Below are 18,318 nucleotides of genomic sequence, written 5' to 3'. Positions count from 1 at the left end.
TTTTTTGAAACGTCGTTTTCATTCTGAACTTATCACATCACTAAGCGCGAAGATAATGGTTAACGGCGGCTGTGCGACCAGTGAAGCCACGCTAATTAAAAATGATCACAAAACGTTATAATTTCCCTCGTTCCTGCCGATAACGAGAGTAGTACTCGCCTCTGGGCGAACTCACCCTCACGGCAAGGAAGACTTATGAATATGCTCCGTAATTTCACGATCCGCTTCGTCATGCTGGCGATTCTCGGGATCTTTTGTTTAATGTGGGCGGGTGTTGGACTGTACAGCACCTGGTCCCTGTCTCGCGTGACTGATGGCAACGAGGTGGACCGCCAGTTGGTCAAACAGATGACGGTGCTCAGTCAGGGCAACGATCAGTATTTCCGCTTTGTGACCCGTCTGAGCCGAGCGATGGAAGTCAAAGCTGCAGGCGGCACGCCGGATCTGGCCTCTGCCCAGCAGGCGCTGGATAACATGGGCAAGAAGCTGGCTGAAATGAAAGCCATTTCCCCTGGCCCGATGGATGAGCAGATCTCTTCCCGGGTGATCGGCACCTGGCAGGCGCTGCTTGAACAGGGCGTGACGCCGCAAATGCAGCAGGCGAAGCTGGGCGCGCTGGACGGCTACCGTCAGCAGGCCAACAACGTCACCCCACCGCTGAGCCGCGCGTTCGGTGCGGCGGCTGAAGAGTTCAACAATGCCGCCGCGAAGTCGCTCGACAGCACCCGCGTGGTGGTGGACGGCCTGACCAGCATGACCCGCACGGTGATTATCGTTGCCACGATAATCGGCCTGCTGATCCTGCTCTTCACCGACCGTTACCTGGTGGCGATGCTGGTCAAACCGCTGGACCGCATTCGCCAGCAGTTCCGCCAGATTGCCCAGGGCGATCTCAGCCAGCCCATTGAGCCGTTCGGCCGCAACTGCGTGGGCCAGCTGGTGCCGCTGCTAAGCGCCATGCAGGACAGCCTGCGTGAAGCGGTCAGCACGATCCGCTCCGGCAGTGAGAATATCTGGCGCGGCGCAACGGAGATCTCCAGCGGTAACAACGATCTCTCGTCCCGTACCGAAGAGCAGGCGGCCGCGCTGGAAGAGACGGCAGCCAGCATGGAACAGCTGACCGCCACGGTGAAGCTGAACGCGGAAAGCGCGCGTCAGGCAAGCCAGCTGGCCGATGTGGCCTCTACCACTGCCAGCCGCGGCGGCTCGCTGGTGGAAGAGGTGGTGACCACCATGAGCGGAATTTCGGAAAGCTCGAAGAAAATTGCTGAAATCACCAACGTAATCAACAGCATTGCCTTCCAGACCAATATTCTGGCACTCAATGCGGCGGTTGAAGCGGCGCGCGCGGGCGAACAGGGGCGTGGTTTCGCGGTAGTGGCAGGTGAGGTCCGCAACCTGGCAAGCCGCAGCGCCAACGCGGCCAAAGAGATTGAGGGGCTGATTACCGACTCCGTTTCCCGCGTCGAGCAGGGGGCGAAGCTGGTGGGCGACACCGGCACCACTATGGATGCGATTTTGCGTGACGTGACGGAAGTGACGACCATTATGAAGCAAATAGCCTCTGCCTCTGAGGAGCAAAGCAAGGGCATTTCGCAGGTCGGGGTTGCCATTACCCAGATGGACGGCGTTACCCAGCAAAACGCCTCGCTGGTTGAAGAGGTTTCCGCGGCGGCGGCGGCGCTGGAGCGCCAGACCGAAGATCTTCAGCGCTCGGTGCAGAAGTTCCGCCTGACGGCATAACGCAGCGCTGCAAGGCCGCCTTGTGCGGCCTTACATTATTAACGTCTTCCCCTCCAGCTCGCGCTGAAACTGCTATTCTTTTGCTAACCCCCCTGACGTTCTGGGCTCTCTTCTATGAGGTGTTGCTATGAACAGATCGTTATCTGTCATCCCTGTTCTCTCTTTCATTTTTCTGATGCTGTTTTCGGTTTTTGCCAGTGCGACCCAGCAGGCGCAGGAACGGCGCGTGGCGCGTGATGTCAGGCAGGAAACCCGCGATACGTCACGGCAGGTGAAGCAGACCTGCGTGGCAAACAATAACCAGAGTAATCACGACTGCCGCCAGGACAAGCGCCAGATGAAACAGTCCGGACGGCAAAAAGCGCGGGATATTAAGTATTAACATAACAGGTGAGGCGGCATGCAAGCGTATTTCTTGCCGCCTTTTAAAAAAACGTAAGTCAATATTTTTTAAATATTAAAGTATTTGCTTGTAACAATATATTTGGCATTTTCTGCACATTCCAGAACATGAAAATTAATATTGTCTTAAGATTCAGCCGACATAATGAATTATCTTCTTGATACCGGAAATAATTCAATTTATGAAAAACCGTATTATTTTATTTGCTGCCCTGGCAGGTTTTGCCGTGGTCAATACAGCGATGGCCCAGAGCGTCACGGTCGATGTCCCTGCCGGGTATAAGGTCGTGATTGTTCCGCAGTCAGCCACGGTTCCTGAGGCGGTAAGCGTTGCGCCTGCACCTGCACCTGCACCTGCACAAACAACGTATGCCGCCCCTGCACCGGTCTATCATCCGCGTGCACGCCATGTGGCGAGCGTGGCGGAAGGGATGGTGATTGAGCATCAGTATGACGATCACCATTGATGTATTCCGGGTGACATTTCTGGCCATAAGTTGAGGGCAAATAGTCGTGATTGGGTGCAGGGAGTTATTACTGAACAGTCATGAGGCCGGGCACGCGCTGCGACGCCCGGCGAAGTTTATCAGTGCGTCGCTTCACCAATCAGCGCGCCCGTTCCCGCGCCAACGGCTGCACCTTTCAGCACGCTCTTGCCGGTAACCGCTGCGGCACCTGCGCCCACGGCAGCACCTACCGCACCACCTTTACGCGCGGCTTTACCTTTGTCGCCGTTTTTGAACATGGCACCGGTGCCTGCGCCAACAACGGCACCGCCAACGGTCGATTTCAGATCTTTACCCGTCGCCGCGCCAATGGCTGCGCCTGCTACCGCGCCAGCGGCGGTTTTGTCGATGGCCATTCCCGAGGTGGAAAAAATGAGGGCGCTGATAACCAGCGTTGTTTTAATAAGTTTCATAACAGATCCTTTGTGACTGCTGTCGGTTGATACGTTGCTTCTCACTCTGAGGTGAGAAAAACGCACAGATAGTGCCAGCAATGCCGGCTCAACCTTTAGGCCAATCATGCCCTGAGCAAGGATCTCTGTGGCCGGGCGGCGAACCGCCCGGCTAGTCGTCACGCCTGACGTTTGTCTTCTGTATTGGTCTCGAAGTCGCTCGCCGCGTGGCGTTCGTGGAGCTGCTCGTTCAGCTCGCCGCTGGTGCGGTTAACGATACGTCCGCGCTTAACGGCATGGCGGTTCGCCACGTCTTTCGCCCAGCGCTGCACGTTGGTGTACTTTTCTGCGTCGAGGAACTCAGCGGCGTTATACACGCTGCCCAGCGCTACGCAGCCGAACCATGGCCAGATAGCGATATCCGCGATGGTGTACTCCTCACCCGCCACGTAGCGGCCGCGCGCCAGCTGTTTATCCAGCACGTCGAACAGGCGTTTGGCTTCCATTGTGAAGCGGTCAATCGCGTACTCGATTTTCACCGGAGCATAGTTGTAGAAGTGGCCAAAACCGCCGCCGAGGAACGGCGCCGCGCCCTGCAGCCAGAACAGCCAGTTCAGCGTCTCGGTGCGTCCCGCCGGATCTTTCGGCAGGAAGTGGCCGAACTTCTCCGCCAGATAGAGCAGAATATTGCCGGATTCAAATACGCGCGTTGGCGGGTTCGTGGAGTGGTCACGAAGCGCCGGTATTTTCGAGTTCGGGTTCACCTCAACGAAGCCGCTGGAGAACTGATCGCCCTCGCCGATGCGGATCAACCACGCGTCGTACTCCGCGCCCGTCACGCCCAGCGCCAGCAGCTCTTCGAGCATGATCGTTACTTTCTGGCCGTTCGGTGTTCCCAGCGAGTAGAGCTGCAGCGGGTGCGAACCGACAGGAAGATCTTTCTCATGGGTCGCGCCGGAAATGGGGCGGTTGATGTTGGCGAACGCGCCGCCGTTGTTCTTTTTCCATTCCCACACTTTTGGTGGCTGATACGTGTTGTCTGACATGTTGGCCTGCCTTTTGAGTGATGTGTTGAGGCAGTGTAGCAGGAGATTTGTGAAGCGTTTAACGAACTGAGCGTAATCGATCTGCCGCTATTCCTTCCGGCGCTTATATATATCAAATCCGGCATTAGCTTAATCGAAAATCGCATTTTCATAATTAATGCGTAAACGGATAAAGCTGCATATGATGCTTCAACATAAATAAAAGATGCAGTAATAAACACTTTATAAGGCAAGGAGTTAGTGAGATGCGCAAGCTTCTGTTATCGGCAGTGGTGGTTTCGCTCGCGTTAGGCCTGGCGGGCTGTGATGATGCGAAAAATAAAGAGACCAATACGCCCTCAGCGGCAAAAAGCGACGCACCAAAAGAGGGCGGTTCGCTGATTATCGGTATTACCTCCGGCGATCCGTTAGCCGTGAATCCGCTCTATGCCAGCGACCGTACCACGTTAACGATCATGCAGGCGCTCTATGCCCCGCTCTATAGCTTCAACAACGGTAAGATCGAGTGGGGCCTGGCGGAAAGCCTGACGCCCTCCGCCGACAACCTGAGCTATACCCTGACGTTAAAACCCAACCTCAAATGGCAGGACGGACAGCCGCTGACGGCGGACGACGTGGTCTTTACGTTCAATAAGCTGCTGGATGCCAAACAGCACAGCTTCTTCCGCAGCATGTTCACCTACGGCGATAAGCCGGTACAGGTAAGCAAGGTTGACGACCGCACCGTTAAGTTCACCTTACCGCAGGTTAGCGCCGCCTTTACCGGCACGCTGGTACAGATCTACCCGATTCCGCAGCACGTGTTCGCAGGTGAAGGTGACCTGGAAAAGAGCAGCAAAAACGATGCGCCGGTCGGCTCCGGGCCGTTCAAATTCAAAGAGTACCGCGCCGGACAATACTACGCCCTGACCCGTTTTGACGATTACTGGAACGGCAAAGCGAAGCTTGATTCGGTTACCTACCGTTTCGCCAAAGACAGCAACGCCGCCAACCTGGCGCTGCAAAACGGAGAAATCAACCTCAAGATGGTTGACCCGCAGGATGTAAACCGCCTGAAAAATACCGGTAAGTTTGACTTCGTGGTCTATCCGGAAGGCCGCCTGGCCTATATGACGTTCAACCAGAACGTGCCGGTGATGAAGAGCAAAGCGCTGCGTCAGGCCATCGCGTATGCCATCAACAAAGACGAGTTCACCCAGACCGCGTTTACCTCGCTGGACTACGCTAAACCGGCGACCTCGTTCCTGACGCCCGATACGCTTTACAAGACGGATGACGTTGAACAGTACAAATTCGATCTGCAAAAAGCCAAAGAGCTGCTTAAAGCGTCCGGCGCGCCGGACAACCTCAAGCTGCGCCTGGCGTATGTGAACACCAACAAAACCCAGGAGAGCATGGCGCTCTATATTCAGCAGGCGCTGAAGGCGATTGGGGTGAACGTGGAGCTGATGCCGCTGGATTCCAACGCCATGTCCCAGCGCAGCCTCGATATGAACAACACCGCGTGGGAGCTGAACCTGGGCGGCTACATCATGGGCTCCGAGCCGGACGGTTACAAATCGCTGTTCATGAGCAACGAAGCCTATAACTACGCGCACTACAAAAATCCGCAGTTTGATGCTCTGTGGGATAAAGGCGCCGTGGAAACCGACGCCGCGAAACGTGCCGATATCTACAAGCACATTCAGCAGACCGTGGCGAACGACATGACGTACTACCCGATTGCCTACACCAATGCGACCGTCGCGGTGGACAAGCGCTTCGGCGGCACCCAGGAGGCAGAGCCGAAACCGGTCTATCTGTTCCAGGATCTGTCAAAAATCTATCAGAAATAAGTGATTGCCCCGGCCGTCAGGTCGGGGATTTTGTAAGGGCATGTCGTGAACACACTCCTCACCCGTCGGCTGCTGCAACTGCTGCCGATGCTGTTCTTTATTTCACTGGTGGCGTTTTTGCTGGTCAAGCTCGCGCCCGGCGATCCGGTGGCGGCGTACATTACACCGCGCATGGCCCCGGAAGATATCGAACGTATTCGCCAGAGCCTGGGGCTGGATAAGCCGCTGGTCACGCAGTACGTCCTGTGGCTGAAAAACGTCCTGCAGGGCGATCTCGGCTATTCGCTGATTTATCACCGCCCGGTGCTGGAGATGATCGGCGAACGCATTCCGGCCACGCTGGGGCTGATGGGCGCGTCGCTGCTGATGGCGATCGTGCTGGCGATCCCGCTGGGCCTGCTGGCGGGGGCATTTAAGCACCGCTGGCTGGATCACGTGCTTAACTTGTTCGCCTATATCGGCATCTCGGTGCCGATTTTTTGGTTCGGCATCTTGCTCATTACGGTCTTTGCCGTGCAGCTTAACTGGTTCCCCAGCATGGGTATGCGCACCATCGGCATGGAAGATAACGCGCTGGACGTGCTGCGTCACGGCGTGCTGCCGTGTATTGCCCTCACGTTCTACAACCTTTCCAGCTACGTGCGCTACATCCGCTCCAACACCATCTCGCAGCTCTCGGCCGACTACGTGCAGACCCAGCTGGCCTACGGCGCCACGCGTTCCGGCATTCTGTTCCGCCACGTGCTGAAAAATGTGCTGCTGCCGGTGATTACCCTGTTCGGCCTGTCGTTCGGTGAGCTGATTGTGGGGGCCTATGTGACGGAAAGCGTCTTCTCGTGGCCGGGGATGGGGCTGCTCGGGATCCAGTCGATCGCCTCGCTGGACTACCCGCTGATCATGGCGATCATCATGCTCTCGTCGATGATGCTGATCGTCGGTAACCTGATCGCCGATCTGCTTTATCGCTTCGCCGATCCCCGCATTCGTACGCTGAGGTAACCCGGATGAGCAGACGCTGGCAGCAGGTTCGTCACCAGCTGCGCCGCAACCGTCCGGCGCAGTTCTCCCTGTTTGTGCTTTTTATTTTCGTTGTCGCCGCGCTCTGTGCGGGCCTAAGTCCGTACGATCCGGATCGGATGGCGCTCGGCGCACGCACGCTACCGCCGGATGCCGCGCACTGGTTCGGCACCGACGAGTATGGCCGCGACTACTTCACCCGCGCGCTGTATGGCGGCCAGATCTCCCTGATGGTCGGTTTTCTGGCGATGCTCTTTTCCACGCTTATCGGCACGGTGGTAGGAACGGTGAGCGGCTATTTTGGCGGCTGGCTGGATAACCTGATGATGCGCGCCGTGGATATCCTGATGGCCATTCCGGCCTTCTTCCTGCTGCTGGTGGTGAATGCTTACCTCAAGCCGGGCGTGGATAACATCATTCTGATCATCAGCCTGCTGACGTGGATGAACATGTCGCGGCTGGTGCGCGCAGAAACCTTATCGGTGAAAGAGCGCGAGTATGTGCTTTATGCCCGCGCGTCGGGGGAAAACCCGCTGCGCATTATCGTGCGCCACATTATTCCCGGCGTGCTGCCGACCATTATCGTGGCCGCCACGCTCAATATCGCCTCGGCCATTCTGATGGAGTCGACGCTCAGCTTCTTAGGGCTGGGCGTGCAGGCGCCGGCGGCATCGTGGGGAAGCATGCTCAACAACGCCCAGTCGTATATTGGCGAAGCGTCGTGGCTGGCGATGTTCCCCGGCATTTTGATCCTGCTGACGGTGTTCAGCTTTAACGTGCTGGGCGATGTCTTCCGTACCGCCTTTGAGCCAGGAGCGAATCGCGATGAGTAACCTGTTAGCGCTTGAGAACCTGCAAACCACCTTCCGCACCCGCGAGGGCGAGGTTCACGCGGTGCGCGGCGTGAGCTTTCAGGTGCAGCCGGGAGAACTTGTCGGCATCGTCGGCGAGTCGGGCTGCGGGAAAAGCGTCACCTGTAAGTCGATCATTCAGCTTCTGGGGAACAACGGACGGATAACCGGCGGCAGCATCCGCTTCCAGAATGACGATCTGGCGCAGAAAACCCCTGAGCAGATGCGCGCCATTCGCGGCAACGAGATCGCGATGATTTTCCAGGATCCGATGACCGCCCTGAACCCGGTGCTGACCATCGGCAAACAGATGGCGGAGATCCTGATGCGCAATAAAGGACTGACCAAAAAAGCGGCCAAAGCGGCGGCGATCGCCATGCTGGAACAGGTGGGGATTGCCGAAGCGGAACGCCGATACGACCAGTATCCCCACGAGTTTAGCGGCGGGATGCGCCAGCGGGTGATGATCGCGATTGCGCTCTCCTGCAACCCTAAGCTTCTTATTGCCGATGAGCCAACCACCGCGCTGGACGTGACCATTCAGGCGCAGATCCTGCGTCTGCTGAAAAGCCTGCAACAGCAGACCCAAACCGCGATTCTGCTGATCACCCACGATCTCGGCGTGGTGGCGCAGGTCTGCAGCCGCGTGGTGGTGATGTACGGCGGGCTGGTGATGGAGGAGGGGAGCGTGGAGGACATTTTTTATCGCCCTGCGCATCCTTACACTCAGGGTCTGCTGGCCTCGCTGCCGCGCCCGGATGAGGTTAACCAACGCTTATCGCCCATCGAAGGCGCGCCGCCTGGCCTGCTTAACCCGCCGCCGGGCTGTCCGTTCGCCGAACGCTGCCCGAAACGCATGCCCCAGTGTGAACGGCAGCCCGCATTTTACACCGCCGGAGAGGGCCATCGCGCCGCCTGCTGGCTATGGGCCGATAAGGAGATTCAGGCATGAGTGAACAACAGGCGCCATTAGTGAGCGTTCGCGATCTGCGCAAACACTATCCGCTCAACGGCGGTCTGCTGCATAAAGGCGTGGCCGTGAAGGCGGTTGATGGCGTGAGCTTTGATATTCAGCCCGGCGAGACGTTTGGCCTGGTGGGAGAGTCCGGCTGTGGGAAATCCACCCTCGGGCGCGCCATCCTGCGCCTTTTCGATATTACCTCTGGCGAGATCCACTTTGCCGGGCAGGCGATCGCTCACGCCCGCGAAAAAGAGCTCAAGCCGCTGCGTAAGCGGATGCAGGCGATTTTTCAGGATCCTTACTCCTCGCTCAACCCCGGCATGACGGTACGACAGCTGGTGGCCGAGCCGATGCAGATCCACGGCTACAGCCGCGAAGAACAGCGGGAACGTACGGAAACGCTGCTCTACAAAGTGGGGCTGAAGCACGAACACCTTGAACGATTCCCGCATGAGTTCAGCGGGGGGCAGCGTCAGCGCATCAGTATTGCCCGCGCGTTGTCCGTGCGTCCTGAATTTGTGCTGTGCGATGAACCGCTTTCGGCGCTGGACGTCTCGGTGCAGGCGCAGGTGGTGAATATTTTGCAGGATCTGCAGCAGGAGCTGGGGCTGACCTATCTGTTCATCGCCCACGATCTCTCCATGGTGCGCCATATCTCCAGCCGCATTGGGGTGATGTATCTCGGTAAGCTGGTGGAGGTGGCCCCGGCGAATGAACTGTATCAGCGTCCGGCGCACCCCTACACCCGCGCGCTGCTGGCGGCGGTTCCCCGGCCCGATCCGCGCATCCGCAATCTCGAAGACGCCACCCTGCGCGGCGACATTCCAGGCCCCACGTCCGCGCTGCCGGGCTGTAAGTTCTGCAGCCGCTGCCCGCACGCCATGCCGGTTTGCCAGACGCAGGAGCCTGCCATGCGGGAGATTGCGCCAGGGCATTTCGCGGCGTGCTGGTTGTTTAACGTGTAATTAATGCCCCACGCAGGTGTATGATAAATGCCCCTCTGTCAGGTTAATTACAACGTGCAGACGACGACAACCCTTAAAAAAATTGCCGCCTGCCTGTTTTAGGTTGGATACATGCGTAAAGGAAAGTTAAGCAGTGATGCGCCATTCGGGACATTGTTAGGCTATGCGCCCGGTGGCGTGGCGATTTACTCTTCAAATTACGGCAGTCTGGACCCGCGCAACTACCCGCAAGACGCGGATTTTCGCAGCTATATTGGCAACGAATACATGGGCCACAAGTGGCAGTGCGTTGAGTTTGCCCGCCGTTTCCTGTTTCTCAACTATGGCTTCGTGTTTACCGACGTCGGCATGGCGTGGGAGATCTTCTCCCTGCGCTTTTTGCGTCAGGTGGTGAACGATAACATCCTGCCCCTTCAGGCTTTTGCTAATGGCTCAAAACGCGCGCCGCGCGCCGGGGCGCTGCTGATCTGGCAAAAGGGCGGCGAGTTTCACGAGACCGGCCACGTGGCGGTGATCACCCAGCTTCTGGACGATAAGGTGCGTATCGCCGAGCAGAACGTGATTCACTCTCCGCTGCCGCTCGGGCAGCAATGGACGCGCGAGCTGCGTCTGAGCGTGGAGAACGGGTGTTATACGATCCATGACACTTTCAACGACACGGAGATCCTCGGCTGGATGATCCAGACCGACGACACGGAACACAGCATTCCCCAGCCGGAAATCGACGGCGAACTGCTGAAAATCAGCGGCGCGCGGCTGAAAAACAGGCGTCAGTTCGACGGAAAATGGCTTAACGAAAATGACGCATTGCAGCAGGCGTATATCCGCGCCAACGGCCATGTGATCAACAAAGATCCCTGCCAGTACTTCACCATTACCAAAAGCGCCGAGCAGGAGCTGATCAAGGCCACCAACGAACTGCACCTGATGTACCTGCACGCGACGGACAAGGTGCTGAAAGACGACAGTCTGCTGGCGCTTTTCGACATCCCGAAAATCCTCTGGCCGCGCCTGCGCCTCTCCTGGCAGTGGCGTCGTCACCATATGATCACCGGTCGTATGGATTTCTGCATGGATGAGCGCGGGATCAAGGTCTACGAGTACAACGCGGATTCCGCCTCCTGCCATACCGAGGGCGGGCTGATTCTCGAAGAGTGGGTGAAAAACGGCTATCGCGGCAACGGGCATAACCCGGCGGAAGGGCTGCTGGAAGAGCTGACCGGCGCCTGGAAGCACAGCCACGCGCGGCCGTTTGTCCACATCATGCAGGACAACGATGTCGAAGAGGACTATCACGCGCTCTTTATCCAGCGTTCGCTGATGCAGGCCGGGTTTGAAACCAAAATCCTGCACGGGCTGGGGGCGCTGAGCTGGGATGCCGCCGGACAGCTGATTGACGACGAAGGTCGCCACGTCAACTGCGTGTGGAAAACCTGGGCGTGGGAGACGGCGATAGAGCAGATCCGCGAGGTCAGCGAAACCGAATACGCCGCCGTGCCGATCCGGACCGGACATCCTGAAGGCGAGGTGCGCCTGATTGACGTCCTGCTGCGCCCGGAGGTGCTGGTCTTTGAACCGCTGTGGACCGTCATTCCCGGCAACAAGGCGATTCTCCCGGTACTGTGGCAGCTGTTCCCGAACCACCGTTACCTGCTCGACACCGATTTTGAGGTTAACGATCTGCTGAAGCAGACCGGCTATGCCGTCAAGCCGATTGCCGGACGCTGCGGCAGCAATATCGACCTGATTAGCGCCCAGGACGAACTGCTGGATAAATCCAGCGGCAAGTTTGTCGACCGTAAAAACATCTACCAGCAGCTGTGGTGCCTGCCGAAGGTCGACGGCAAGTACATTCAGGTCTGCACCTTCACCGTGGGCGGGAACTACGGGGGTACCTGCCTGCGCGGCGATGACTCGCTGGTGGTGAAGAAAGAGAGCGATATCGAGCCGCTGATTGTGGTGAAAGATAAGTAGTTGACTCCCGCGAGAAAAAAGCCCCCGCTGGGTATCCTGCGGGGGCTTTTCGTTACTGTTCTTCCTCTTCCTGTCCGTTGATCTTCAGATCGATGATGCGGCCAATCTGGTCATGATAGACCGTCAGCAGGTTGTACTGGCTCATCTCGGAGATGATCTGCGGTGAGACATTAAAGCTGCGGGCCAGCTCCTCCTGGTGAAAATAGCCCGGCTGACGCCGCCTCACGTGGGCGCGGCGGCGGTTGTACTGATACCACAAAATCAGCAGCCAGCCGTTGAGCGCGGCGAACAGTAAATAGATCAACACCGTATTAAAGGACGCAATAATGACGCCCCAGCGGTGGTCGCTCTCATCGGTGAGCTGCATCCAGAGCCGGGCATACAGGAAAAACAGAAAGCCTCCCCACGCCACCAGCGTTAACGCGGCATCGAAAACACGTGGCAATAGCCGATGTTCGGTCAAAATTAAGGTATTTTCGTTCATTGAATGCTTCCTTTTCCCCGGTCCGGACTGATCCAGCGCGCGCGGGCACGCTGGCGTTTAAGCATGACTTTTGGAAATGCGACGAGGGTGGTGAACAGGCCAATCATCCAGTACACCATCGGGAACCAGATCACCCAGAAAAGCGAGCTGGCTACCTTCCGTTCATAGCGCCTCTCGATGTACAAACTGACCAGGAACTGCAACAGGCACATCACCCCCAGCAGCAGCCCGGTAAACTCCGGTGGAAAGAGGCTCTCCACGGTCAGCCTGGCAGGAACAGGGGCGATATGGCTGAGGATAAATAACAGCACCGTCATCGCGTACGCGAAGGCCCACAGCGTTGACAGGGCATACTCAAGAAACAGGGGCCACATGCGGTGATGCTCCCAGCGCACAATCCTGCGCAGGTTGACCAGAAACACCTCCGCGCCGCCCTGGGCCCAGCGCAGACGCTGTTTCCACAGGCCCTTGAGCGTCTCCGGCATCAGGATCCAGCACAGCGCCCGCGGCTCGAAAAAAATATCCCAGTGGCGCAGCTGGAGCTTCCAGCTGATGTCGATGTCTTCGGTGATCATGTCCGGGCTCCAGTACCCGACGTCCGCCAGCGCCTGTCGGCGAAAGGCGGCGATAACGCCCGAGACGGTAAAGACCCGGCCATAGATCCGCTGCGTCCGCTTGATGAGCCCAATAATCGATGAGAACTCGCCCACCTGGATGCGACCAATCAGCGTGGAGCGCGTGCGAATACGCGGATTGCCGGTGACCGCCCCGACGTGGGGATACTGAATCAGCGGTGCCACCAGATACGCTGCCGTATCGCGATCGAGCAGGGCGTCACCGTCAATGCAGACCAGCAGATCGCCCCGGGCCGCCGCTGCCCCGGCTTTGAGCGCCAGCGCCTTCCCCTGGTTCTCCGCGAGGTTAATCACCCGCAGGCGCGGATGTTCCTGCGCCAGAGCCTGCAATACCTCCGCCGTGTTGTCAGAGGAGCCGTCGTTGATGGCGATAACTTCTATATTTTCATACCGCTGATCCAGCGCGGCGCTGATGGTCTCCCGGGCATTTCGTCCCTCGTTAAAGCAGGGGATCAGAATGGAGATGAGCGGCTTACCGGCGAGCGTCGGGGCGGGCGTGTCTTTATCCCACGACCAGTGGCGTTCAAGCTGAAACCAGAAATAGAGCCCGCCGGTTATCCAGAGCACGGACATGAACAGCGGCCAGAAGAACACAAAATCCAGAATCAGCTCGCCGGTAAAGAGGGCGGCCACGCCTAACGGCAACCCGAATACCAGACATAGAATAGAAAAGGCGATAATGCGATCAGTCATTGTCAGGGTACCAGTACGAAGAAAATACAGGCCTGATACGTGAGATATCAGGTTGGTTGTTGATGAAATCATCGGGGTAGTAGCCGTAGTTTTTGACGCCGTTCAGCTGGAGCACGCGCATCCACTGTGCCAGCTGGCTGTCGGAAACGGCGCGCGGCGGTTGCTTATCCCAGTCTCTGGCCTGCAGCTCGAAAATGGTTTTATCGAGCGCGCCGGGACGCGTGGCGACCGCTTTAACCAGACGCGTCAGCCAGGCATCGCTTTCGTCTACCGGGACGGACTCCATCAACGGCATGGCCATCGGCACCGTCCAGTCATACTCCGCCAGAAAATCGTCAAGATTCTGCGCGAACCACGCCTCGCTTTCGGGCTGCAGAATGGGTAAGGCGAACATATTGCGCGCGGTTTTTATCTGCGGGCCACGGATATGCTTCACCGCCAGGCTCAGGGCGTGGGTAAACCCGATAAGCAGTTGGCTCTTCTGGCGAGTCGTGTCCTGCCCGGCATCGTCCACGTCCGTCAGCACCGCATCGTCATGAAACAAAATCCCATTGAAGCTGGCATAGCGGGACAGATCTTCATAGATGTCCGTCACCTGCTGGCGCACCTGCGGGTCCCACGGGGAGAGCCGGATATAGGGCTCGGTGGCCTCGCTCAGTTGGCCTGTCTGGCGATCCCGGCGCTGCACGCGCGGCAGAGCAGGATCGAGATCGAACGAGAGCACCGGCATCCACGCGAAGACTTTCACGCCCGCGCGGGTTTGCAGCTGCCAGGAGACAAAATTAAAGAGATCGGCCCGGACCGGCAGCTGGCGGTTGGGAAAATAGAGTGCCTTGATCCTGCCGTCGCCCTGCGGGTCGGCAAACGCCTGCAGGAAAACATGGCTGATTTTCATGTCGTAGACCCGCTGGATCAGCCTGTTGATATTTTGGGTCTGCTGGGCCGGATCGGGATCGTAAACGTAGTCGAGATCGACGTGCATGACGCGCACGGGCTCTCGCTCCTGAACCTGGCTTACCGTACTGGCAAACGCCTTGAGGGAGGGATTACCGGCGATCAGCAGACGAGGGATGTTCCCCAGCTCCTGCACGTTCCCCAGCCCGTCTTCAAGGGTAAAGGCCAGCTGATAACCCTGCTGTCTGGCGATCGCAAGCGACGTACCGTTAGCAGCGCCGTAGGGCCAGACCCAGGCGCGCGGTGCCTTGCCCGTCACCTGCGCGATTTTTTCGGTCACTTTACGAACGTCATCGCCGATCCGCTGGTTGAACTGTTGGTCGGTTTCATAGCGGCCCGTTGCTTTATCATAAAAACGATTGGCGATCGCCGGTTCGCGGCTGCCCTGCGGGTTGGCCGGAATGCCGTAATGCGAGGCCCAGGTATGCGATCCAATCTCAATCAGCGGGGACTGGCTGAGCTCGCGCACCATGTCCCACGTCGCGAAGCGATCGCGGGGCGTCATCAGACCGCCGAAGTTAACTTTTTGATTTTCCGGCGTATCCACCCAGCTGCCCACCGGCGCCCACAGCGCAGGAACGTTCCACGCCTGAAGCAGTGGCCAGACGCGGGTGTAAAAACTGCTATAGCCGTCATCAAAGCTGAGCAGAACGGCTTTGGGCGGCAGCGTTTTTTTCCCGTCATGGGCATCGAGAATGTCCTGCACGCTGATGACGTGATACCCGTTGTGTAGCAGCCAGCTTATCTGCTCGTTTAGCGCGCTGGTTCGCACGGAGAGGTAGCGCTGATCGGCGGCATCGTCTTCGACGTCGTGGTAGGCCAGTACCAGAAACTGGTTCTGCGGCCAGGGTTTGCTCGCCTCCAGCTGTGGCCGCGCGTTGGGCGCAATAAACGAAAATGCCTGCGCGCAGACGCTCGCGCTGAGGCAGAGCCAGCCGATGAGTATCAGGCTCACGGAAAAACGTGTGTTCATCATCATCATCCTTAAAAGCGTAAAGTCGCATCAAACGTGACGGAGAGGTTGCTCTCGCGTTTGCCGTCGTAAGGGCGCTTGTCCCAGTTCAACATCACGCCGGTGTCCATGACGTTGTTCCACTGAACGCGTTGTCCGTAACCCAGCAGGGTGATGGCGCCAGCGGACTGATTTTTCTGCCAGTAGCCGCCTCCACCCGCCACGAACTGCTGGCTCCAGAGGGTGTCGTAATGGCGATACATTTCATGGTCGACGGACAGGGCGGCCGTCACAGACAGGTCCCGTGCCGGGTTGTAATAGAGCGTGTCGTGCAGGCTGTTTTTACTGGCGGCGATCCCTGGTTCGAGATCCAGCGTCAGGGACGGGGTCTGCCAGAGACGCTCCTTACCCGTGAGGGTGTATTCCTGTCGGCGGTTATGGTCCGAAAAGCGGCTGAGGGCGGCGTTGAACTGGTACTCACGGCGCTCGTTTTGATACCAGCGCACCCCGCCTTCCCCCCGGTTGGCGCTGATCCCGTTGCGTAACGCCCGCAGGGGCGTGGTGCGCGACAGGCGTTCAAGGCTGCCGCTGACCTGCCAGTTATCCGTCAGAACGTACGAGGTTGAGAGGCGAGCGCCCGGCTTGTTTGCCCCGTGATAGCGGTTGCTGGAGAGCTCGGCTTCGAGCTGGAGGTCGCGTGGTCGCCATTCGACGCCGCCCAACAGGTGACGGCTGGTGCCTTCGCCTTCTTCGAAATTACTCTGCGCATAGCGGGTGCCGGCAAACAGCCGCCAGTTATCCGCTACGGGCGGGCCATAGAGCGTGGCGTCCCAGTTGAGGTCGTGCGTCCCGCTGACGGGGTTATCGGAGTGCAAGCCCTTGCTCGCGTTGAGGCGCAGTTCGGACATGTGGTGGACGGTGCGTAGCCTGTCCAGACGCCTGGCGCTGCGATCGACGGGCGTGCGGGTGATGACGTCATCGGCCAGTAAATCCATCTGCCGCCACTCCTGCAGATCCATGGCGACGTAAGCCTGCTGCTGCTCAAGTTCCAGATTCGAGGGCTCCAGCGCCTCCGCCATTTTCAGCGTTTGCTCGGCCGCGCGCGGCAGACCCCGCGCCTGAAGCAGCGTGGCGTAGTCAATCTGTAAACCCTGATTGCCCGGTGCCGTTGTCGCCAGATGGTGCGCCAGCTTTTCGGCTTCCGGCAGGGCATTCGTCGCCAGCAAATAGTTAAAACGGAGCGACTGCCCGGTAAGCCACAGATCGTTAGGCTGAGGGGTAGGGGAGCCGAAATCGTAACGGGTCCAGGGGACGTTGCGGGTCTGGCGTTCTGCATACCGGCGGGCGGACGGATACTCTCCCGTATCCAGCCAGGCGTAGAAAAGCGCGTGCTCCTCGTCCTGCGGGTCGGAAGCGTATTGCGGATAGCGTTGCAGAAGCGCGAAGGCGGCAGCCGCGTTTTTCTCCTGCAGATACGCGGAGATCACCCAGCCGATTGCCCAGCCCGGCACCGGATGCTGGGCTGCCGTCAGATCCTGATATTCGCTGATGACCCGCGGGTAATCACCATGGGCGTACAGCGCGCCGAGCCGGTCGATACGCGCAAGGATGATGTCTTCCGCCGCCTGCGGCTCGCGTTGCCAGCGAGCAAGCAGCGCGCCGTAACGATTCAGCGCAGATTGCGCAAGCTGCAGGCGCTCCTTTTCTGTTCGGCCAGGCACATCGGCAAGGCGAACGCTTTCGGCTGCGGCATTCAGCTCAAGGCGACGACGCTCCGCGGGGGACAGCGCCACCTTTTGTGAAAGAAGGAGCGCGGGGGTATTGACCCGGTTATCCGTTAGCGCATCGATCAGCTCCCTGAGGAGCGTTTTATTCTCAGGTGAGATATTCAGCGCGCGCGTGTCTGCTAATAGCCGATCCCAGCTTTTTCCCTGGCGTAACCAGACATACGCCAGCGTCTGAAGATGCGCCTGAGAGGGATTTTCCGCCACCAGCCGCCGGGCTTCCTGCAGGGCAAGCGTATCTTTGCGGGCATCGGCCAGGGTTTTGATATAGCCGATACGATAATCATCGTTATCCGGCGCAAGGCTGCGCGCCTTTTCCCAGAGCGCCAGGGCGGGCTGCGACGCCTTTTGATTTCGCCTGGATTGCGCGACAGCCGCAACGCCACGGGCGGGCAGCGGCATATAAATGCTGTAGCGCTGCCAGACCTGAATAACCTCGTCATCATGACCTGCCCAGGCCGCCACCTGTAACCAGTCCGCGACGTGTTCAGGCGTCAGGGCATGCTGCTGCTGATAACGCTGAAGATAATCGAGAAACGACGTGTAATTACCGTTACGCGCCTGTTGAATCTGTTGCTCATAAACGGATTCCGTAGCCTGAACCAGAACAGGAAAGAGTAATAACAGAAACAATAATGTTGGGGTGCGATAAAAGAATAATGTACTGAAGCTAAGTGATCTTTCCATATCTATTTGCCATTTGTTTATCATGAATCCATTGCATAACACGGCCGCCTTTAAGCTCAGCGTAAAAGGCCATAAATGAGAACATTAAATCTGAATGCAGTGATGTTACGGGGTACTTACTTAAAGGTAATTATGGATCCTCATCTCAGTAGACTGGATGGGAGGTAATGTACACCTGATATGTTGCCGGATAAATATGCTGAAAAGCGGCTGAGTAGTTTTGAGATAATTCTGGAATGAGCAGGTTTTAATGATTATTTTGAATTGGAGGGTTAATCGTAACTGACTGAAATAAAATGATTTTATTTTTATTGTGACAATTTTGTATATATTTTTAATGACGTTTATCCGCCTCAATTAAAGTACTTTCTGGTGCATGTTTGGGAAGTTTCATGACAAAAATTCTTAATGTTTAGAGAAGTGACTTTTCTGCGATT

Annotated in this window: 15 protein-coding genes; 9 read left to right on the top strand and 6 right to left on the bottom strand. The window is 57.8% G+C overall.

Translation table 11 applies throughout. The annotated features are described in order from the left end of the window. Window positions 1–195 precede the first annotated feature (195 nt). From BM007_RS10665 to BM007_RS10655, 3 genes are all read left to right on the top strand, one after another. A complete protein-coding gene (locus BM007_RS10665; RefSeq protein WP_024906520.1) occupies window positions 196–1,743 on the top strand; it encodes a methyl-accepting chemotaxis protein in 1,548 nt (515 codons plus the stop codon). Between the two features lie 127 nt (window positions 1,744–1,870). Next, entirely contained in the window at window positions 1,871–2,125 is a 255-nt protein-coding gene (locus tag BM007_RS10660) for a hypothetical protein (protein WP_090418665.1), read from the top strand. Window positions 2,126–2,327: 202 nt separating this feature from the next. Further along, the gene (locus BM007_RS10655; protein ID WP_090418662.1) at window positions 2,328–2,612 is read left to right on the top strand and encodes a hypothetical protein; all 285 of its coding nucleotides are present in this window, start codon (window positions 2,328–2,330) and stop codon (window positions 2,610–2,612) included. Window positions 2,613–2,731: 119 nt separating this feature from the next. Here BM007_RS10655 and BM007_RS10650 read toward each other — a convergent pair whose 3' ends face one another. After that, entirely contained in the window at window positions 2,732–3,064 is a 333-nt protein-coding gene (locus tag BM007_RS10650; RefSeq protein ID WP_008499797.1) for a glycine zipper domain-containing protein, read from the bottom strand. Window positions 3,065–3,222: 158 nt separating this feature from the next. Beyond that, the gene (gene yghU / locus BM007_RS10645; protein ID WP_008499796.1) at window positions 3,223–4,089 is read right to left on the bottom strand and encodes a glutathione-dependent disulfide-bond oxidoreductase; all 867 of its coding nucleotides are present in this window, start codon (window positions 4,087–4,089) and stop codon (window positions 3,223–3,225) included. 245 nt (window positions 4,090–4,334) lie between these two features. On the opposite strand from yghU, the gene BM007_RS10640 reads away from it, so the two are divergent. From BM007_RS10640 to gss, 6 genes are all read left to right on the top strand, one after another. After that, window positions 4,335–5,924, top strand: coding sequence for an ABC transporter substrate-binding protein (locus BM007_RS10640; RefSeq protein ID WP_090418660.1), 1,590 nt, complete (start codon window positions 4,335–4,337; stop codon window positions 5,922–5,924). A gap of 45 nt (window positions 5,925–5,969) precedes the next feature. Next, window positions 5,970–6,923, top strand: a complete 954-nt coding sequence (locus tag BM007_RS10635; protein WP_090418657.1) for an ABC transporter permease — start codon at window positions 5,970–5,972, stop codon at window positions 6,921–6,923. A 5-nt stretch (window positions 6,924–6,928) separates the two neighbouring features. Further along, entirely contained in the window at window positions 6,929–7,774 is an 846-nt protein-coding gene (locus tag BM007_RS10630) for an ABC transporter permease (protein WP_021242100.1), read from the top strand. Then, entirely contained in the window at window positions 7,767–8,744 is a 978-nt protein-coding gene (locus BM007_RS10625) for an ABC transporter ATP-binding protein (RefSeq protein WP_024906525.1), read from the top strand. Before BM007_RS10630 ends, BM007_RS10625 begins: the two co-directional genes overlap by 8 nt. Continuing rightward, window positions 8,741–9,718 (top strand): ABC transporter ATP-binding protein, encoded by a 978-nt coding sequence (locus BM007_RS10620; RefSeq protein WP_090418654.1) that lies wholly within the window; start codon window positions 8,741–8,743, stop codon window positions 9,716–9,718. Before BM007_RS10625 ends, BM007_RS10620 begins: the two co-directional genes overlap by 4 nt. Window positions 9,719–9,829: 111 nt before the next feature. After that, window positions 9,830–11,692, top strand: a complete 1,863-nt coding sequence (gene gss, locus BM007_RS10615) for a bifunctional glutathionylspermidine amidase/synthase (RefSeq protein ID WP_090418652.1) — start codon at window positions 9,830–9,832, stop codon at window positions 11,690–11,692. Between the two features lie 52 nt (window positions 11,693–11,744). On the opposite strand, the gene pgaD is transcribed toward gss, so the two are convergent. The 4 genes from pgaD to pgaA are packed head-to-tail and all read right to left on the bottom strand — an operon-like array spanning window position 11,745 to window position 17,881. Further along, on the bottom strand, window positions 11,745–12,176 hold the full coding sequence (gene pgaD, locus BM007_RS10610; protein WP_090418649.1) for a poly-beta-1,6-N-acetyl-D-glucosamine biosynthesis protein PgaD: 432 nt from the start codon (window positions 12,174–12,176) through the stop codon (window positions 11,745–11,747). Beyond that, the gene (gene pgaC / locus BM007_RS10605) at window positions 12,173–13,504 is read right to left on the bottom strand and encodes a poly-beta-1,6-N-acetyl-D-glucosamine synthase (RefSeq protein ID WP_048990458.1); all 1,332 of its coding nucleotides are present in this window, start codon (window positions 13,502–13,504) and stop codon (window positions 12,173–12,175) included. Before pgaC ends, pgaD begins: the two co-directional genes overlap by 4 nt. Then, a complete protein-coding gene (gene pgaB / locus BM007_RS10600) occupies window positions 13,497–15,434 on the bottom strand; it encodes a poly-beta-1,6-N-acetyl-D-glucosamine N-deacetylase PgaB (RefSeq protein ID WP_090418646.1) in 1,938 nt (645 codons plus the stop codon). Before pgaB ends, pgaC begins: the two co-directional genes overlap by 8 nt. An 8-nt stretch (window positions 15,435–15,442) precedes the next feature. Continuing rightward, window positions 15,443–17,881 (bottom strand): poly-beta-1,6 N-acetyl-D-glucosamine export porin PgaA, encoded by a 2,439-nt coding sequence (pgaA, locus tag BM007_RS10595; RefSeq protein ID WP_090418644.1) that lies wholly within the window; start codon window positions 17,879–17,881, stop codon window positions 15,443–15,445. Window positions 17,882–18,318 lie beyond the last annotated feature (437 nt).

This window comes from Enterobacter sp. NFIX59 (genome assembly GCF_900113755.1).
In the GTDB taxonomy this organism is placed as follows: domain Bacteria; phylum Pseudomonadota; class Gammaproteobacteria; order Enterobacterales; family Enterobacteriaceae; genus Enterobacter; species Enterobacter pseudoroggenkampii.
This window is presented reverse-complemented; position numbering and strand designations above follow the sequence as displayed.

Bases quoted from the DNA above. Each gene is read 5' to 3' on its own strand.
- pgaA (WP_090418644.1), bottom strand. From the start codon at position 17,881: ATGGAAAGATCACTTAGCTTCAGTACATTATTCTTTTATCGCACCCCA.
- BM007_RS10640 (WP_090418660.1), top strand. From the start codon at position 4,335: ATGCGCAAGCTTCTGTTATCGGCAGTGGTGGTTTCGCTCGCGTTAGGC.
- gss (WP_090418652.1), top strand. From the start codon at position 9,830: ATGCGTAAAGGAAAGTTAAGCAGTGATGCGCCATTCGGGACATTGTTA.
- BM007_RS10620 (WP_090418654.1), top strand. From the start codon at position 8,741: ATGAGTGAACAACAGGCGCCATTAGTGAGCGTTCGCGATCTGCGCAAA.
- BM007_RS10630 (WP_021242100.1), top strand. From the start codon at position 6,929: ATGAGCAGACGCTGGCAGCAGGTTCGTCACCAGCTGCGCCGCAACCGT.
- BM007_RS10660 (WP_090418665.1), top strand. From the start codon at position 1,871: ATGAACAGATCGTTATCTGTCATCCCTGTTCTCTCTTTCATTTTTCTG.
- pgaC (WP_048990458.1), bottom strand. From the start codon at position 13,504: ATGACTGATCGCATTATCGCCTTTTCTATTCTATGTCTGGTATTCGGG.
- BM007_RS10625 (WP_024906525.1), top strand. From the start codon at position 7,767: ATGAGTAACCTGTTAGCGCTTGAGAACCTGCAAACCACCTTCCGCACC.
- BM007_RS10655 (WP_090418662.1), top strand. From the start codon at position 2,328: ATGAAAAACCGTATTATTTTATTTGCTGCCCTGGCAGGTTTTGCCGTG.
- yghU (WP_008499796.1), bottom strand. From the start codon at position 4,089: ATGTCAGACAACACGTATCAGCCACCAAAAGTGTGGGAATGGAAAAAG.
- BM007_RS10650 (WP_008499797.1), bottom strand. From the start codon at position 3,064: ATGAAACTTATTAAAACAACGCTGGTTATCAGCGCCCTCATTTTTTCC.
- pgaD (WP_090418649.1), bottom strand. From the start codon at position 12,176: ATGAACGAAAATACCTTAATTTTGACCGAACATCGGCTATTGCCACGT.
- pgaB (WP_090418646.1), bottom strand. From the start codon at position 15,434: ATGATGAACACACGTTTTTCCGTGAGCCTGATACTCATCGGCTGGCTC.
- BM007_RS10665 (WP_024906520.1), top strand. From the start codon at position 196: ATGAATATGCTCCGTAATTTCACGATCCGCTTCGTCATGCTGGCGATT.